This window comes from Flavobacterium sp. 245, from assembly GCF_004362055.1.
GTDB lineage: Bacteria > Bacteroidota > Bacteroidia > Flavobacteriales > Flavobacteriaceae > Flavobacterium.
Window position 1 is genome coordinate 441,985 of the sequence record NZ_SNXB01000002.1, and the last position, 13,011, is coordinate 454,995.

At 34.2% G+C, this 13,011-nt stretch carries 15 protein-coding genes; 11 read left to right on the forward strand and 4 right to left on the reverse strand.

Annotated elements, in window-relative coordinates; genetic code table 11:
• Positions 1-237: 237 nt before the first annotated feature.
• On the forward strand, positions 238-654 hold the full coding sequence (locus EV145_RS05200; protein WP_133524158.1) for an OsmC family protein: 417 nt from the start codon (positions 238-240) through the stop codon (positions 652-654).
• Between the two features lie 198 nt (positions 655-852).
• Complete coding sequence (locus EV145_RS05205) at positions 853-1,617, forward strand: alpha/beta hydrolase (RefSeq protein ID WP_133524159.1); 765 nt, start codon at positions 853-855, stop codon at positions 1,615-1,617.
• Between the two features lie 252 nt (positions 1,618-1,869).
• Here the strand turns inward: EV145_RS05205 and EV145_RS05210 are convergent, their stop codons facing one another.
• From EV145_RS05210 to EV145_RS05220, 3 genes are all read right to left on the reverse strand, one after another.
• Positions 1,870-2,841 (reverse strand): hydrogen peroxide-inducible genes activator, encoded by a 972-nt coding sequence (locus tag EV145_RS05210; RefSeq protein ID WP_133524160.1) that lies wholly within the window; start codon positions 2,839-2,841, stop codon positions 1,870-1,872.
• Between the two features lie 269 nt (positions 2,842-3,110).
• Positions 3,111-3,596 carry a MarR family winged helix-turn-helix transcriptional regulator gene (locus EV145_RS05215; protein WP_133524161.1) on the reverse strand — a complete coding sequence of 162 codons (486 nt, stop codon included), beginning with the start codon at positions 3,594-3,596 and terminating at the stop codon, positions 3,111-3,113.
• Positions 3,597-3,598: 2 nt separating this feature from the next.
• Positions 3,599-4,090, reverse strand: coding sequence for a GNAT family N-acetyltransferase (locus EV145_RS05220; RefSeq protein WP_133524162.1), 492 nt, complete (start codon positions 4,088-4,090; stop codon positions 3,599-3,601).
• A gap of 194 nt (positions 4,091-4,284) precedes the next feature.
• On the opposite strand from EV145_RS05220, the gene EV145_RS05225 reads away from it, so the two are divergent.
• The 7 genes from EV145_RS05225 to EV145_RS05255 all read left to right on the forward strand — a co-directional run bounded on the left by EV145_RS05225 (position 4,285) and on the right by EV145_RS05255 (position 10,113).
• Complete coding sequence (locus EV145_RS05225) at positions 4,285-4,635, forward strand: winged helix-turn-helix transcriptional regulator (protein WP_133524163.1); 351 nt, start codon at positions 4,285-4,287, stop codon at positions 4,633-4,635.
• Between the two features lie 194 nt (positions 4,636-4,829).
• Positions 4,830-5,465 carry a hypothetical protein gene (locus tag EV145_RS05230; RefSeq protein WP_208110894.1) on the forward strand — a complete coding sequence of 212 codons (636 nt, stop codon included), beginning with the start codon at positions 4,830-4,832 and terminating at the stop codon, positions 5,463-5,465.
• A 116-nt stretch (positions 5,466-5,581) separates the two neighbouring features.
• Positions 5,582-6,172 (forward strand): TetR/AcrR family transcriptional regulator, encoded by a 591-nt coding sequence (locus EV145_RS05235; RefSeq protein ID WP_133524164.1) that lies wholly within the window; start codon positions 5,582-5,584, stop codon positions 6,170-6,172.
• A gap of 166 nt (positions 6,173-6,338) precedes the next feature.
• Positions 6,339-6,779 carry a PaaI family thioesterase gene (locus tag EV145_RS05240; protein WP_133524165.1) on the forward strand — a complete coding sequence of 147 codons (441 nt, stop codon included), beginning with the start codon at positions 6,339-6,341 and terminating at the stop codon, positions 6,777-6,779.
• A 118-nt stretch (positions 6,780-6,897) separates the two neighbouring features.
• Positions 6,898-8,448, forward strand: a complete 1,551-nt coding sequence (locus EV145_RS05245) for a DHA2 family efflux MFS transporter permease subunit (RefSeq protein WP_133524166.1) — start codon at positions 6,898-6,900, stop codon at positions 8,446-8,448.
• Positions 8,449-8,605: 157 nt separating this feature from the next.
• Complete coding sequence (locus tag EV145_RS05250; protein WP_133524167.1) at positions 8,606-9,193, forward strand: TetR/AcrR family transcriptional regulator; 588 nt, start codon at positions 8,606-8,608, stop codon at positions 9,191-9,193.
• A gap of 107 nt (positions 9,194-9,300) precedes the next feature.
• Positions 9,301-10,113: an SDR family NAD(P)-dependent oxidoreductase gene (locus EV145_RS05255; RefSeq protein WP_133524168.1), complete on the forward strand. Its 813-nt coding sequence runs from the start codon at positions 9,301-9,303 to the stop codon at positions 10,111-10,113.
• A gap of 72 nt (positions 10,114-10,185) precedes the next feature.
• Here the strand turns inward: EV145_RS05255 and EV145_RS05260 are convergent, their stop codons facing one another.
• Positions 10,186-11,199 (reverse strand): zinc-binding alcohol dehydrogenase family protein, encoded by a 1,014-nt coding sequence (locus EV145_RS05260; protein ID WP_133524169.1) that lies wholly within the window; start codon positions 11,197-11,199, stop codon positions 10,186-10,188.
• 485 nt (positions 11,200-11,684) lie between these two features.
• Here EV145_RS05260 and EV145_RS05265 point away from each other — a divergent pair, with 485 nt between their 5' ends.
• Positions 11,685-12,245: a GNAT family N-acetyltransferase gene (locus EV145_RS05265; protein ID WP_133524170.1), complete on the forward strand. Its 561-nt coding sequence runs from the start codon at positions 11,685-11,687 to the stop codon at positions 12,243-12,245.
• Between the two features lie 94 nt (positions 12,246-12,339).
• Positions 12,340-12,792 carry a carboxymuconolactone decarboxylase family protein gene (locus EV145_RS05270; RefSeq protein WP_133524171.1) on the forward strand — a complete coding sequence of 151 codons (453 nt, stop codon included), beginning with the start codon at positions 12,340-12,342 and terminating at the stop codon, positions 12,790-12,792.
• The last annotated feature ends 219 nt before the right edge of the window (positions 12,793-13,011 follow it).

The following is a 13,011-nucleotide window of genomic DNA, read 5'->3' on the forward strand; positions in this document are numbered from 1 at the left end:
TTGCTTTTTTGATGGTATCATGGAGTATACTGGATTAAAAAATAACTTGCTTTTTATTTAAAAGCAGTATTGATGGTTTACATAATTAAAAGGCTGTAATCTCAATAATTATAAATAAATTTTATAAACAATAAAAATTATTAATTTGATTAATAAATACCTTCCCTATACCTTTGTCTCATCAAAATCAAAGAAATGATTTGATCATCTTAAAAAATAATTTAAAATATAGAAATCATGAAATTTACAAGAAGAGCAAACGCAAACTGGAAAGGTACAGGAATGGAAGGAAAAGGAACCATTAGTACACAAAGCACAACTTTAGATAATGCGCAATTATCATTTAAGACTCGTTTTGAGCAAGGTGTAGGAACTAATCCTGAAGAATTAATCGCAGCAGCACATTCAGGCTGTTTTACAATGCAATTGAGCTTTTTATTATCTGAAGCAGGATTTGTTCCAGAAGATTTAGATACAGTGGCTAAAGTAACTTTTGAAGACGGAACTATTACTTTAATTCAGTTAGAACTTACTGGAAAAGTTCCTGGAATCTCTGAAGAAGATTTTCAAAAAGCAGCTCAAAAAGCAAAAGAAATTTGTCCAATTTCTAAGTTATTGAATACTGAAATTACTTTAGCTGTTACATTAAATTAATTTCTAATAACAATAATTTCAACACAATCTTGTCATTCCGAGGAACGAGGAATCTCCACGAGAAACTCTACAAAGATTGGCGACATACCTGACGGAGCAACTTGCGAAGATTTCTCCTCGGTCGAAATGACAAGATTGTGTTGACCTTTCAAATAAACAACACAACAATTAAAATCAATAATCTAAAATTTAATAAAAATGAAAACAATTAAAAGTTATTTAGCATTCGCAGCAATAATCTTTGGTTTGGTATTTACTTCAACAGTAAACGCGCAGACTCCACCTCAAATTAAAAACGTAGTATTGGTACACGGCGCTTTCGCAGATGGTTCTGGATGGAAAGGCTTATATCAGATTTTGACCAAAAAAGGGTATAATGTAACCATCGTTCAAAATCCGTTAAGCTCTTTGGCAGATGATGTTAGAGCAACAAATTTAGCTTTAGACAAACAAGACGGGCCAACTATTTTAGTGGGACATTCTTGGGGCGGAACGGTAATTACTGAAGCCGGAAATCATCCTAAAGTTGCCGCTTTGGTTTATGTAGCTGCTTTACAGCCTGACAGTGGAGAAAATTCTATTCAATGGTTGCAAACTGCTCCTCCAGCTCCTGAAAATGGTGTATTGCCTCCAGATGACAAAGGGATTGCTTATTATGATAAAGCGAAATTCCACGCTGGTTTTGCGGGTGATTTAAGCAAAGAAGATGCTGATTTTATGTTTGCTTCGCAAGGTGCTTTCTATGCAAACGGTTTTGGTACACCAATCACAAAAGCGGCTTGGAAAACTAAACCATCATACGGAATTGTAGCCACTGAAGATAAAAGCATTAATCCTGATATTGAACGCGCTATGTACAAACGTTCAAATACTAAAATCACTGAAATAAAAGGAAGCCATGTGGTTTTTATTTCGCAGCCACAGAAAGTCGCTAATGTAATTATTGAAGCATCTAAAAAATAATTATTAATTATCAATTCAATATAAGCTTGGTATTTCGACGGAGGAGACTCGAGCGCTAGCGAATAGACGAAGTAAATCCCCGCGAGAAACTCTACAAAGATTGGAAACATTCTGTGCGGAGCTACTTGCGAGGATTTCTCGTTCGAAATGACAAGATTGCGCACACATAACTATGTGTGTAAAAAACAAGTGAAACGCCTTTCTGCACAAAGAAAAGCTATGTTTCTATGTGTTTAAAAACTCAAAATAGTACTACATAAACTTGCTTACCGCTTTCACAAAATAAGGCGAATCGTTCCAGCGTATTTTTTTGTAGGCGAAGTCTTTTTTTAATGAATCTGGCAGGCAGTTCCAGATGGCTTCGTTCATTTTTTCGAGCAAAAGTTTCTTAGAAAACGAATCGGAAACTACTAAACTGATTTCCCTTACTGGAATAGGTTCTTTAAAAGGTTTAAAAAGTGGTGATTGCGCTTCGTTTAAAATAGACAATTGCGGAATAATAGCAAATCCCAAATGCGCGCGAACCAAATTTTTTAAAGTTTCGATCGAATTGATGTCGTAGGTAAACTGCTCTTTTATTTTATCTGACGTTTTTAATCCGCAGATATCTAAAAGCTGTGCGTTGTAGCAATATTCGTGGTGAAGCAGTAATAATTCGGTTTTATCAGTGGGCTGAAGCTCATAAAATTCCTCATTTGCCAAAGGATGCGCCTGATTCAAATAAGCTACAAAAGGTTCTTTAAAAATAACATGCTCTATTAAATTGGGACTTCCGGTTGGTGTCGCCATAATCGCAACGTCAATGGCACCGGTTTCTAAATCCTTCATCAATTGTCCGGTATAGGCTTCTTTAATAATGAAATGCACTTTTGGAGCTACTTCTTTCATTGCCTGAATAAATAGCGGAATTAGATAAGGTGACAAAGTCGAAATAATTCCGAGTTTCAGTTCTCCTTCAAGAAGATTTTTTTCGTTTATCACAAAATTCCGAATCTCATCAACTTCACGCAGAATTTTTTTGGCCTTATTGATAATTTCAATTCCTAATATCGTTGGTGTGAGCGGTACTTTATTTCGGTCAAAAATCTTAATTCCAATTTCTTCTTCCAGATTTTTTAGCTGAATTGTAAGTCCAGGCTGTGTTACCATACAAACTTCAGCGGCTCTTGCAAAATGACGTTCTTCGTCTAAAGCCACAATATATTTTAACTGCTGAATGGTCATGATTATAATTTTATTTTATAAAGATACATAAATATCAATTTATCTTATAAACTAAAATTTAGAAGATGTTAAAGTTTTACAAAAACAGCAAATTTTCAAAACCAGAAACATACACTTTATCGTACATATGAATATCGGTATTTGGGGAGTGTGGTGAATTTGAATGGAGTAGTTTTTGGAGCATATCGAACTTTATCACATTATCCTGATTATCATTTTCTAAACCAATTATATATAAAAAAGCGATCCTAAAAAGATCGCTTTTGCTATTATTTCTCTCCTTCACTCTTTAACTGCAAAGCCCGTTGTAAAAAACTTTGATGCAAAATTTTATTTTCGGCTTCTTCAATAGCTTTAAGTAGGTTGTTTTGGTTGGTTGTAATTTCGGATAAAGCACTTTTCATGACTTCCCAAACGGGTTTCATTTGCGCAATCAGCTCCTGCCCTTTTGCTGTAAGCTGAATAAGCCTTTTGCGTTCGTCAACTTTGTCTTTTTTAGAGCGAATCAGTTTTTGTTTTTCAAGTTCTTTAAGCAGACTTATTGTTGATGGATGCGTATAGCCGATTTCATTGGCAATTTCGACCACACTCAACGTTTCTTTATAATGAAGCGTGTAAATAACCGGAAACCATTTGGGTTCAAAATCAATTCCGTATGATTTATAAACTAATGCGCCGTCCTTTCGCAATTGCTCGCTTAAACGCTGTAATCGTGTCGAAATAGCTAAAATTCCTGATTCATCTATAATATTCATCTTTATTTCTTTAAAGTTAAATGGCAGAAAACATTATCCGGAGTCATTAAAGGAAATTTCTCTGGAAGTGATTCTTTTTCAATTCGCACAAAATCATTCTTTTCATAAAATCGCAATGCCGCTTCTAAAATCGAAACGGTTCCCAAATATAAATCATCGATTCTGTTTTCTCTACAATAGGCTATCAAAGTCTCAAGAAGTTTCTGCGCAATCGAGAATTCTTTTCCTCTAAATTCTTTCTTTACAAACATCTTTCTTATTGCTCCAGCATTTTCATCAAACTTAACCAAAGCTATCGTTCCCACTACTTCATCATTAATAAAAGCGCCCCAGAATCCGCCACCTCCAGCATAATAAAAATTCTGAATATTGAATAAATCAGGCTGATCTTCTCTTGTAATCGGTACATTAAATTCTTTTATCTGAATGTTTAATATTAAATCGGCAATGGCATTTTCGTGCTTGTTATCTATTGGAATAATTATAGGTTTCATTTTTCTAAAAATTTTATAACACAAAACTACGTAGTTAAATACATAAATAAAAATATTTTTTCCTTTTTATGATTTCTTTTATACTTTTGTTAATACGACTTCCGATAGTCATTGGAATAAAGAATTAAAATGACTTTGCAAGATTTATACAAAAACTAAAATTATCTTATAGAACTTATAAGGTTTAAAAAATTATGGCAAGAAATCAAAAAGAAGAGTTTCAGGCACTTCAGGATACCATATATGTTTTGGGAGGAAAATGGAAACTTCCTATAATTAATTCTATTTGTAACGGAAACAATCGTTTTAAAGACATCAAGGAAAGTATTCCGGGCATTACTTCTCGAATGTTATCCAAAGAATTAAAAGATATGGAGCTGAATAATTTGGTAAAAAGAACCGAAGACCGTGATGCCTTAGTACCAATTCTTTATGAATCTACATCGTATTGTCAGTCATTTGGACCCATAATTTCTGAAATGATTAAATGGGGAATTTCACATCGAAATCATATCAAAAACAGCCAAACCGCGGCCGAGAAATGATTTTTTTATTCCTGAGTTTTACCGCTTTTTAAATGTTTTGCACGCAATCTTAAAAATTCGGGCGTTATTCCGAGATATGTAATGAATTCAACGGATGCCGATATTGAATATTTTCTTTGGATAAAAGGAAAAGAATCAAAAATTACCAGCGCATTTAATTGCAACTTTATAAGTTCAATAATAAATCCAATTCTATGAAAGCACTTTTAACATTGACTATTGTTTTAATGAGTTGTTCAGCCTCTATCGCACAAACTTCAAAAGCATTAAAACCGCAACAAATTCCGGGTAAAGTTGAATGCGAACTTTATGATCAAGGAGGTGAAGGTATTGCTTATCACGACACCGATGCGGTCAATAACGGCAGCGGAAAACTGAATCCGGTAAATGGAAATCCGCTGAATGAATTCAGAATAAACGAAGGTGTAGATATTTCGTATTCTAAAGCAGATGATATTGACAATAATCCTTTTAATAAAGTCAAAAGAAGTATTGGACAGCTTTATGTAGGCTGGACAGTACCGACTGAATGGATTAATTATACTGTCGAAGTCAAAAAAGCAGGAACCTATAAAATTGGTTTGTTGTATACTGCAAACGGCGATGGAGAAATCAGTATTGATGTAAACGGAAAAGATGCAACCGGAAACATGAAAATTACTTCGACTCATGATGACAAAGATCCTGTAGATTGGAGACAATGGCACCATTGGAACAGTTCTGAAAATATCGGAACGATTAAACTCCAAAAAGGAAAACAACTATTGCGATTGCATATTGTTTCAAATGGTAATATGAATTTTGATTATCTGACTTTTACTGCCCAATAATTTAGCTTATATTTTTTTGATAAATTGTCTTTTCCTGCTCATTTAAAATAAATCAAAAAAATGTTTAAAAATAATACCGATTGGTATATATTTGCAGTATCAAAATGATTTTTATCATGAGCAAAGCAGAGAGAACCAAACAGTTTATTATCGAACAAACCGCACCCATCTTTAACATGAAAGGCTACAGCGGCACCTCTATGAGTGATATTACGGACGCTACCGGACTTACAAAAGGAAGTATTTATGGCAATTTCGAAAATAAAGATGAAGTTGCTATTGCGGCTTTTAAATTCAATGTCAAAAAACTTCAGGATGCTTTTTCAAGAGAAATTGATAAGGAAACTACTTTTAAAGGCAAATTATTAGCGTATCCAAAGCTTTATTCTCAATATGCTAATTTAAAAGTTACCAAAGGCGGCTGTCCTATTTTGAATACTGCAACAGAATCTGATGATACGCATCCGATTCTGAAAAAATATGCCGAAAGAACACTCACTTATTGGAAAGAAAAAATCATTTATTTCATTGATCAGGGAATCCTTAACGGGGAATTCAAAGCAAAATCAATTGACACCGAAAGAACTGCATTAACTATAATCGCTTTAATTGAAGGTTCAGTAATGATCAGCAAACTAACCGGAAATTTAAAAGATTTATCGAATGTAATGTGCTCCGTAACTAAAATCATAGAAGACTTAGAATAAAAGCAATACTAGAAATTATTGCTTTTTTTTTAAATCAAAAATATACCAATAGGTATTATTTTAATTATAAATTATGAGTTTTGAATTATGAGTTGAAAGTTAGCCTACACAAAACTCATAACTCAAAACTCAAAACTCATAACTCATAACTCATAACTCAAATAAAATGACACGATTACAAGTACTACAAAATCACATTGACAGAGAATTTACAGCATCTCCATCGCCTTTTATGCTTTGGATGCGACCAATAGTTTTAGCTGCTGAAGATGGCAGTGTTACTTTTCAATATCTTGTTAGAGAAGAAATGTCAAATCCGGTAAAATCACTTCACGGCGGCGTTATCGCTGCTATTGCTGATGATTGTATTGGTGCGACGATGTTCTCCTTAAATGAAGAAAACTTTTATACCACCATAAATTTAAATGTCGATTATTTCGCTCCCGCTCGTGTTGGCGATACTATTATAGCCAGAACTTCTATAATCAAAAAAGGGAGACAGTTTGTGAATGCACAATGCGAAATTTGGAATGAACCTCAAACCCGATTGATTGCTACGGCATATTCTAATCTTTTTAAAACTAATATTGTTAAGCAAGAATTATAGGTTTTTAGTTTCAGGTTTCAGGTTTCAAGTTTCAAGTTTTGGGTTGAAAATCAAACTTGAAAAAATAACTATTGCTTTTTTTTAATCAAAAATATACCAATTGGTATAATTAAATATTATGAATCCATTACAACGCAAACTTTTAATAATCACCGTCATTTTGGCTGCGATTATGGAGCTTATTGATATTTCGATTGTCAATGTTGCACTTTCGCATATGAGCGGTAATCTGGGCGCAACGCTGGAAGATACTTCTTGGGTAATTACGGCATACGCCATCGCCAATGTCATTATCATTCCGATTACGAGTTTTTTAAGCGCTAATCTGGGGCGACGCAATTATTATATTGGTTCTGTAATTCTATTTACGTTCTGTTCTTTCATGTGCGGACATTCATCAAATATTTGGATGCTTGTTTTTTTCAGGTTTTTCCAGGGAATTGGTGGTGGAGCTTTGCTCTCGATTTCACAGGTTGTTGTATTTGAACTTTTTCCAAAAGACAAACAATCAACCGCAGGTGCTATTTTTGGAGCCGGTATTTTTATTGGGCCGACAATTGGACCAACGCTTGGTGGATATATTACCGAAAACTACGATTGGCCTTGGATCTTTTTGATTAATATTCCGATAGGAATTCTGGTTGCTATTTCCTGCTTTTTTCTGCTAAAAGAACCGCCTGTAGAACCCGAAATCGCAAAAGTTGATTGGATTGGCATTGCATTATTAGCGATTGGAGTTGGCGCGCTTCAAACTGTTTTAGAACGAGGTGAAGTCGAAGATTGGTTTGAAACCCGCTATATTATTGTTCTAACTATTATTGCAACAATTGCTTTATTAACCTTTATTTATTGGGAATTGACAGTTGATAAACCTGTTGTAAATCTTAAAGTTCTTAAAAGCAAATCCTTGAGTATTGCAGCTATTCTGACATTTGTAACCGGATTCGGAATGTTTATTTCTATTTATATCAGTCCGGTTGTGGCACAGCGCCTTCTAAGCTTTTCTCCTTATCAAACTGGTTTACTGCTTCTTCCGGGTGCATTATTTGCGCTTGTTGCCTTAAAACTCTGCGGTACTTTACTGCAAAAAGGTGTTTCGCCGGTTATTATTATTGCAGCAGGATTTATGTTATTCATTTATTTTAATTGGAGAATGTCTGAAATAACCTTAGACACTAGTGCTTTTGAAGTAGCAACAGCGCTTGTTTTTCGCGCTTTAGGTATGGCTTTATTAACGGTTCCGCTTACAATGCTTGCAGTTTCCTCACTTGATGATAAAGATGTTGGCCAAGGAGCAGCGCTAAATAATATGATGCGTCAATTAGGAGGTTCTTTTGGCGTATCGATAATAAACACCTATATCGCACATCGTTTTGCCGAACACCGCAATGTTTTGATTTCAAACGTAACTTTAGATAATGTAAAAGCAATGAATCGACTGAATGGGTACATTAATTATTTTCAACATCGCGGTTTTGCTTATAATGAAGCAAGATCAAAAGCACTGAAATTAATGGAAAATATAGTGATGAGACAATCTTCTTTATTGAGCTATAGAGATGCATTTCTTTTTGTAGGCTTATTTTTTGTGCTCACACTTCCCCTATTATTGCTGGTAATGAGCAAATCTAAAAAGCCAAAAACAAATGTTATTCTTTCTGATCATTAACTTTTTACCACAGATTGCACAGATTTAAGGATTAGTTTCTATACGATTAAATAGCCACGTATTCGCGAATGATTGCGTGCCATTTCACAAATAAATCATAAAAAATTTGCATATATGACCAATCGGTCATATATTTGTACCGTAAATAAAAGCTATCATGGCAAAGGGAGAAGAAACCAGACAATTTATCATCGAAAAAGCAGCACCTATTTTTAATACAAAAGGGATTGCAGCAACTTCTATGAGCGATATTATGGAGGCTACTAAATTGTCTAAAGGAAGCATGTACGTTCATTTTGAAAATAAAGAAGTTCTGGCCTGCGCTGCGGTTGATCATAATATGAAAATATTAGGCGATAAACTGGTTTCTGAAGTCAGTAAAAGCAAAACAGCAAAAGAAGAATTATTTACTTATATCGATTTTTTTAGTAATGCCGTGAATCCGCCCTTAACAGGAGGCTGTCCGTTATTGAATTTCGGAACTGAAGCGGACGACACCAACCCTATTGTAAAAGAAAAGATTAATAAAGGCTGTAATGCCAATCAACAATTATTAGCCAGCAGCGTCAACAAAGGAATAGCCAACGGTGAATTTAAACCAAACTGGAACGCCGAGGAATTTGCACTGATCATGTTTGCCATGATGGAAGGCGGACACTTAATTGCAAGAATGTCAGGCAATAACGATAAAATGAAAATCATTGCTAAAACCCTCAAAAATATAATAGAGGAAAACAGCCTCTAATTTTTTTTATCAAAAAAATGACCGATTGGTCATAAAATAAGATTCACAACTCATATTTTACAAATAACAATTTATAACTCATCATTAACGATTAACAATTAGAAAACATGTCAAAAACAATTTTAATTTCAGGAGCGTCAAAAGGATTCGGAAGAGCCTGGACAGAAGCATTTTTAGCAAAAGGATACAAGGTAGCTGCAACAGCCAGAAATATTGATACCCTAGCCGATTTAAAAGCACAATACGGTGAGGCAATTTTACCTCTTAAACTAGATGTAAACAACCGTTCAGAGTCATTTGAAGTAGTAGAAAAAGTACAACAGCATTTCGGGACAATAGATATCCTGATCAACAATGCGGGTTACGCTTTAAACGGAGCCGTAGAAGAAGCTTCAGAACAAGAAGCTAGAGCACAATTCGAAACCAATTTCTTTGGTACGCTTTGGTTAACACAAGCCGTTTTACCGATTATGAGAAAACAACAAAGTGGCCATATTATTCAGGTTTCTTCTATTTTAGGAATCGCTACGCTACCAATAATTGGTTTATACAACGCTTCAAAATTTGCCGTTGAAGGTCTTACTGAAACGCTTGCTTCAGAAGTAAAACAATTCGGAATTAACGTTACTTTGGTTGAGCCAAACGGTTATGTTACCGATATCTGGGGTAATGGAATCATTAGCGAAAGCATCGATGCTTATGACGGAATCAAAAAAGCAATTACAGAAGGACATGATCCTGATACTTTCGGAAAAACAAGCGCTACTGTTCCGGCTATCATTAAATTAGTCGAAGCCGAAAATCCTCCTCTACGCCTATTTTTAGGAAAGGTAGCCTTGCCATTCGCCAAACAAACCTATGAACAAAAGATAAAAACCTGGGAAGAATGGGCAGACGTTTCTGTCGCAGCTCACGGTTAATTTGATTTCTGATTTTAATTGAAAAAGCGAGACGATTCTTTTGAATTATCTCGCTTTTTTTATGCTAAAAAATTAAAACTTAATAGCAATTTTTCCAATCGTTCTCCCCGATTCTAAAAGCTGATGTGCTTTTTTCAAATTGTCGGCTGTAAGTCCGATTAAGGTTTGATTTAAAGTTGTTTTTAAAATACCTTCATCTAATAAATCGGCAACTTTATTTAAAATATGATGCTGTTCAATCATATCTTCAGTCTGAAACATCGAGCGCGTGTACATCAATTCCCAAGAAAATGAAACACTTTTACTTTTGAGTTTGTTAAGTGCAACTGGTTCACTGCTTCCTGTAATCGACGCAATATGTCCTTGAGGCTTAATCAGTTCTGCCATCGTATCCCAATACGCATTTGTATCGACAAAATCCAAAATAAAATCAACTGTTTCAAAACCAGCTTCTTTAACTGATCCAATCAAGTTTTTATGATCCACAACATAATCAGCTCCTTGTTTTTTGCACCAATCAATAGTTTCAGGACGCGACGCTGTTGCAATAACTGTTAATCCTGCAATTTTTTTGGCCAATTGAATCGCAATTGAACCTACTCCACCAGCGCCTCCAATAATTAAAATTGATTTTCCTTTGTCTTTTTCAGCATTAATTCTGATTCGGTCAAACAAAATTTCCCAAGCTGTCAAAGCCGTTAACGGAATCACCGCTGCTTCTTCAATACTTAATGATTTTGGTTTTCTTCCTACAATTCTTTCATCAATAATTTGATATTCAGCATTGCTTCCTTGCCTTGTAATATCTCCGGCATAATAAACCAGATCGCCCACTTCAAACAAAGTTACTTTTTCTCCAACTGCCTGTACAATTCCAACGGCATCCCAGCCAATGATTTTTGGCGTTTCAAGGACGGTATCTTTTGCACTGCTCTGACGAATCTTAAAATCGACTGGATTTACTGAAATCGCTTCAATTTTCACTAATAAATCATGTACTCCGGGCACAGGTTTTACAGCTTCAAATTCTATAAAACTTTCCTTTTCTTCTATGTTTAATGATGTTTTAAATCCTATTGCTTTCATTTTTATTTAATTTTTAATTAAAATACAATAACAAAGATACGAGCCGTTTGAACTATTGAACTGGTATATTTTTATCCAATATCTGTACAAATTCTTCAGTTTTTTTTAAACACATAGAAACATAGATTCTTATGCGCCGAAAAAGGTGAATTTTAAAAAAAACTCGTTTTCTCACATATAGTTTTGCGCGTTTCTTTGCGAAGAACTTTCATAAATTTTACGCTATGTTTTTGTTTAAACAAGAGAAACGCCTTTTACAGACAAAGTAAAGCTATGTTTCTATGTGTTTAAATAAAGCCTTAATCTGTACAAATTCTTTAGTTTTTTTACTCATAGCTTTGCATATTTCTTTGCGAAGAACTTTTATAAAGTTTTACGCTATGTTTTTTGTTTAAACAAGTGAAACACCTTTTACAGACAAAGTAAAGCTATGTTTCTATGTGTTTAAATAAAGCCTTAAATTTGCTAAATCTAACTTTCTCAAAATGAATATCAGAAAAGCCAAAATTTCCGACTCTGAACAAATTGCGCCAATACTATTACTGGCAATGGAGGATATCATTTATAAGTTTATTAAAAAAGATGATTATGCTGTCGCGAAAAATTTCCTCCAGTATTTCATCGGAAAAGAAAACAATCAATATTCGTATCAAAATTGTTTTGTTGCTGAAGCTGATAATGAAATAATTGGAGCCGTTGATATTTATAATGGCGCTGATTTAAAAGCTTTACGAAATCCGATTATTGAATATGTCCGAACTCATTTTAATCCAGAATTTGATCCTGAATTAGAAACAAAAGCCGGTGAATTTTATATTGATTCCTTAGGTGTCAATCCAAAACATCAAGGAAAAGGTATTGGTTCAAAATTACTTACGTTTTTGATTGAAGAATTTGTTGCCAAAAACAATCAGACTTTAGGTTTATTGGTTGAAGAGGATAATCCAAATGCAAAAAAACTTTATTTAAACCTCGGATTCCAATCCGTGGGAGAAAAAACTTTGGTCGGAAAAACATTGGAACACCTTCAAATAAGCCCAAAATAGAAGGTTTTTACTTTTTTTATTTTTTTTTCAAAAAATTGTCCAATTATGAAACTTCAGTTGTCATTAGAGTATAAACAATTAAAATTTATACAAAATGGAAACTAGAATTAATGTATTCGAAAAAGGTCAAAAAGCAATCTCAACATTATTTGGCGTAAGCGGTTATTTGAAAAAATCAGGACTTGAAAAATCTCTTTTAGAATTAGTAGATTTTAGAGTATCACAAATTAATAATTGTGCGTACTGTTTAGACATGCATTCAAAAGAAGCAATTGCAAATGGCGAAACAACACAACGTTTGTTTGGTTTAAGTGCTTGGAGAGAAACTCCCTATTTTACTGAGCGCGAAAGAGCAGCGCTTGCTTATGCAGAAGCTGTAAATGCGTGTGATGTTCCTGATGAAGTTTACAATATTGCAAAAGCTTCATTTTCTGAAGAAGAATTAATTGATCTTACGCTTGCTATAGGGGCCATCAACATCTGGAACCGTATTAATATTGCTTTTGCTAACACTCCTGGCGCATACAGAGTTGGGCAATTTGGATAAATAATCCGAGCTGTTTTTATTTTTGGTAAAAACACTAAATTTATAACATTAAACATTGTACAAAATTAATTTTAACACATAGAAACATAGATTTTGTATTCTCAAAAAGGCGTTTCACTTGTTTTAAACAAACATAGTCTTCACAATCTTGTCATTCCGAGGAACGAAGGCACGAGTGTTAGCGGAGATTCATCGTTCCTCGGAATGACAAACTTTGAG

What these genes read in the sequence shown, in the direction of transcription:
- EV145_RS05230 (WP_208110894.1), top strand. Translation starts at nt 4,830, where the DNA reads ATGAAAGCACTTTTAACATTGACTATTGTTTTAATGAGTTGTTCAGCC.
- EV145_RS05210 (WP_133524160.1), bottom strand. Translation starts at nt 2,841, where the DNA reads ATGACCATTCAGCAGTTAAAATATATTGTGGCTTTAGACGAAGAACGT.
- EV145_RS05270 (WP_133524171.1), top strand. Translation starts at nt 12,340, where the DNA reads ATGGAAACTAGAATTAATGTATTCGAAAAAGGTCAAAAAGCAATCTCA.
- EV145_RS05200 (WP_133524158.1), top strand. Translation starts at nt 238, where the DNA reads ATGAAATTTACAAGAAGAGCAAACGCAAACTGGAAAGGTACAGGAATG.
- EV145_RS05220 (WP_133524162.1), bottom strand. Translation starts at nt 4,090, where the DNA reads ATGAAACCTATAATTATTCCAATAGATAACAAGCACGAAAATGCCATT.
- EV145_RS05235 (WP_133524164.1), top strand. Translation starts at nt 5,582, where the DNA reads ATGAGCAAAGCAGAGAGAACCAAACAGTTTATTATCGAACAAACCGCA.
- EV145_RS05265 (WP_133524170.1), top strand. Translation starts at nt 11,685, where the DNA reads ATGAATATCAGAAAAGCCAAAATTTCCGACTCTGAACAAATTGCGCCA.
- EV145_RS05245 (WP_133524166.1), top strand. Translation starts at nt 6,898, where the DNA reads ATGAATCCATTACAACGCAAACTTTTAATAATCACCGTCATTTTGGCT.
- EV145_RS05250 (WP_133524167.1), top strand. Translation starts at nt 8,606, where the DNA reads ATGGCAAAGGGAGAAGAAACCAGACAATTTATCATCGAAAAAGCAGCA.
- EV145_RS05255 (WP_133524168.1), top strand. Translation starts at nt 9,301, where the DNA reads ATGTCAAAAACAATTTTAATTTCAGGAGCGTCAAAAGGATTCGGAAGA.
- EV145_RS05225 (WP_133524163.1), top strand. Translation starts at nt 4,285, where the DNA reads ATGGCAAGAAATCAAAAAGAAGAGTTTCAGGCACTTCAGGATACCATA.
- EV145_RS05260 (WP_133524169.1), bottom strand. Translation starts at nt 11,199, where the DNA reads ATGAAAGCAATAGGATTTAAAACATCATTAAACATAGAAGAAAAGGAA.
- EV145_RS05215 (WP_133524161.1), bottom strand. Translation starts at nt 3,596, where the DNA reads ATGAATATTATAGATGAATCAGGAATTTTAGCTATTTCGACACGATTA.
- EV145_RS05240 (WP_133524165.1), top strand. Translation starts at nt 6,339, where the DNA reads ATGACACGATTACAAGTACTACAAAATCACATTGACAGAGAATTTACA.
- EV145_RS05205 (WP_133524159.1), top strand. Translation starts at nt 853, where the DNA reads ATGAAAACAATTAAAAGTTATTTAGCATTCGCAGCAATAATCTTTGGT.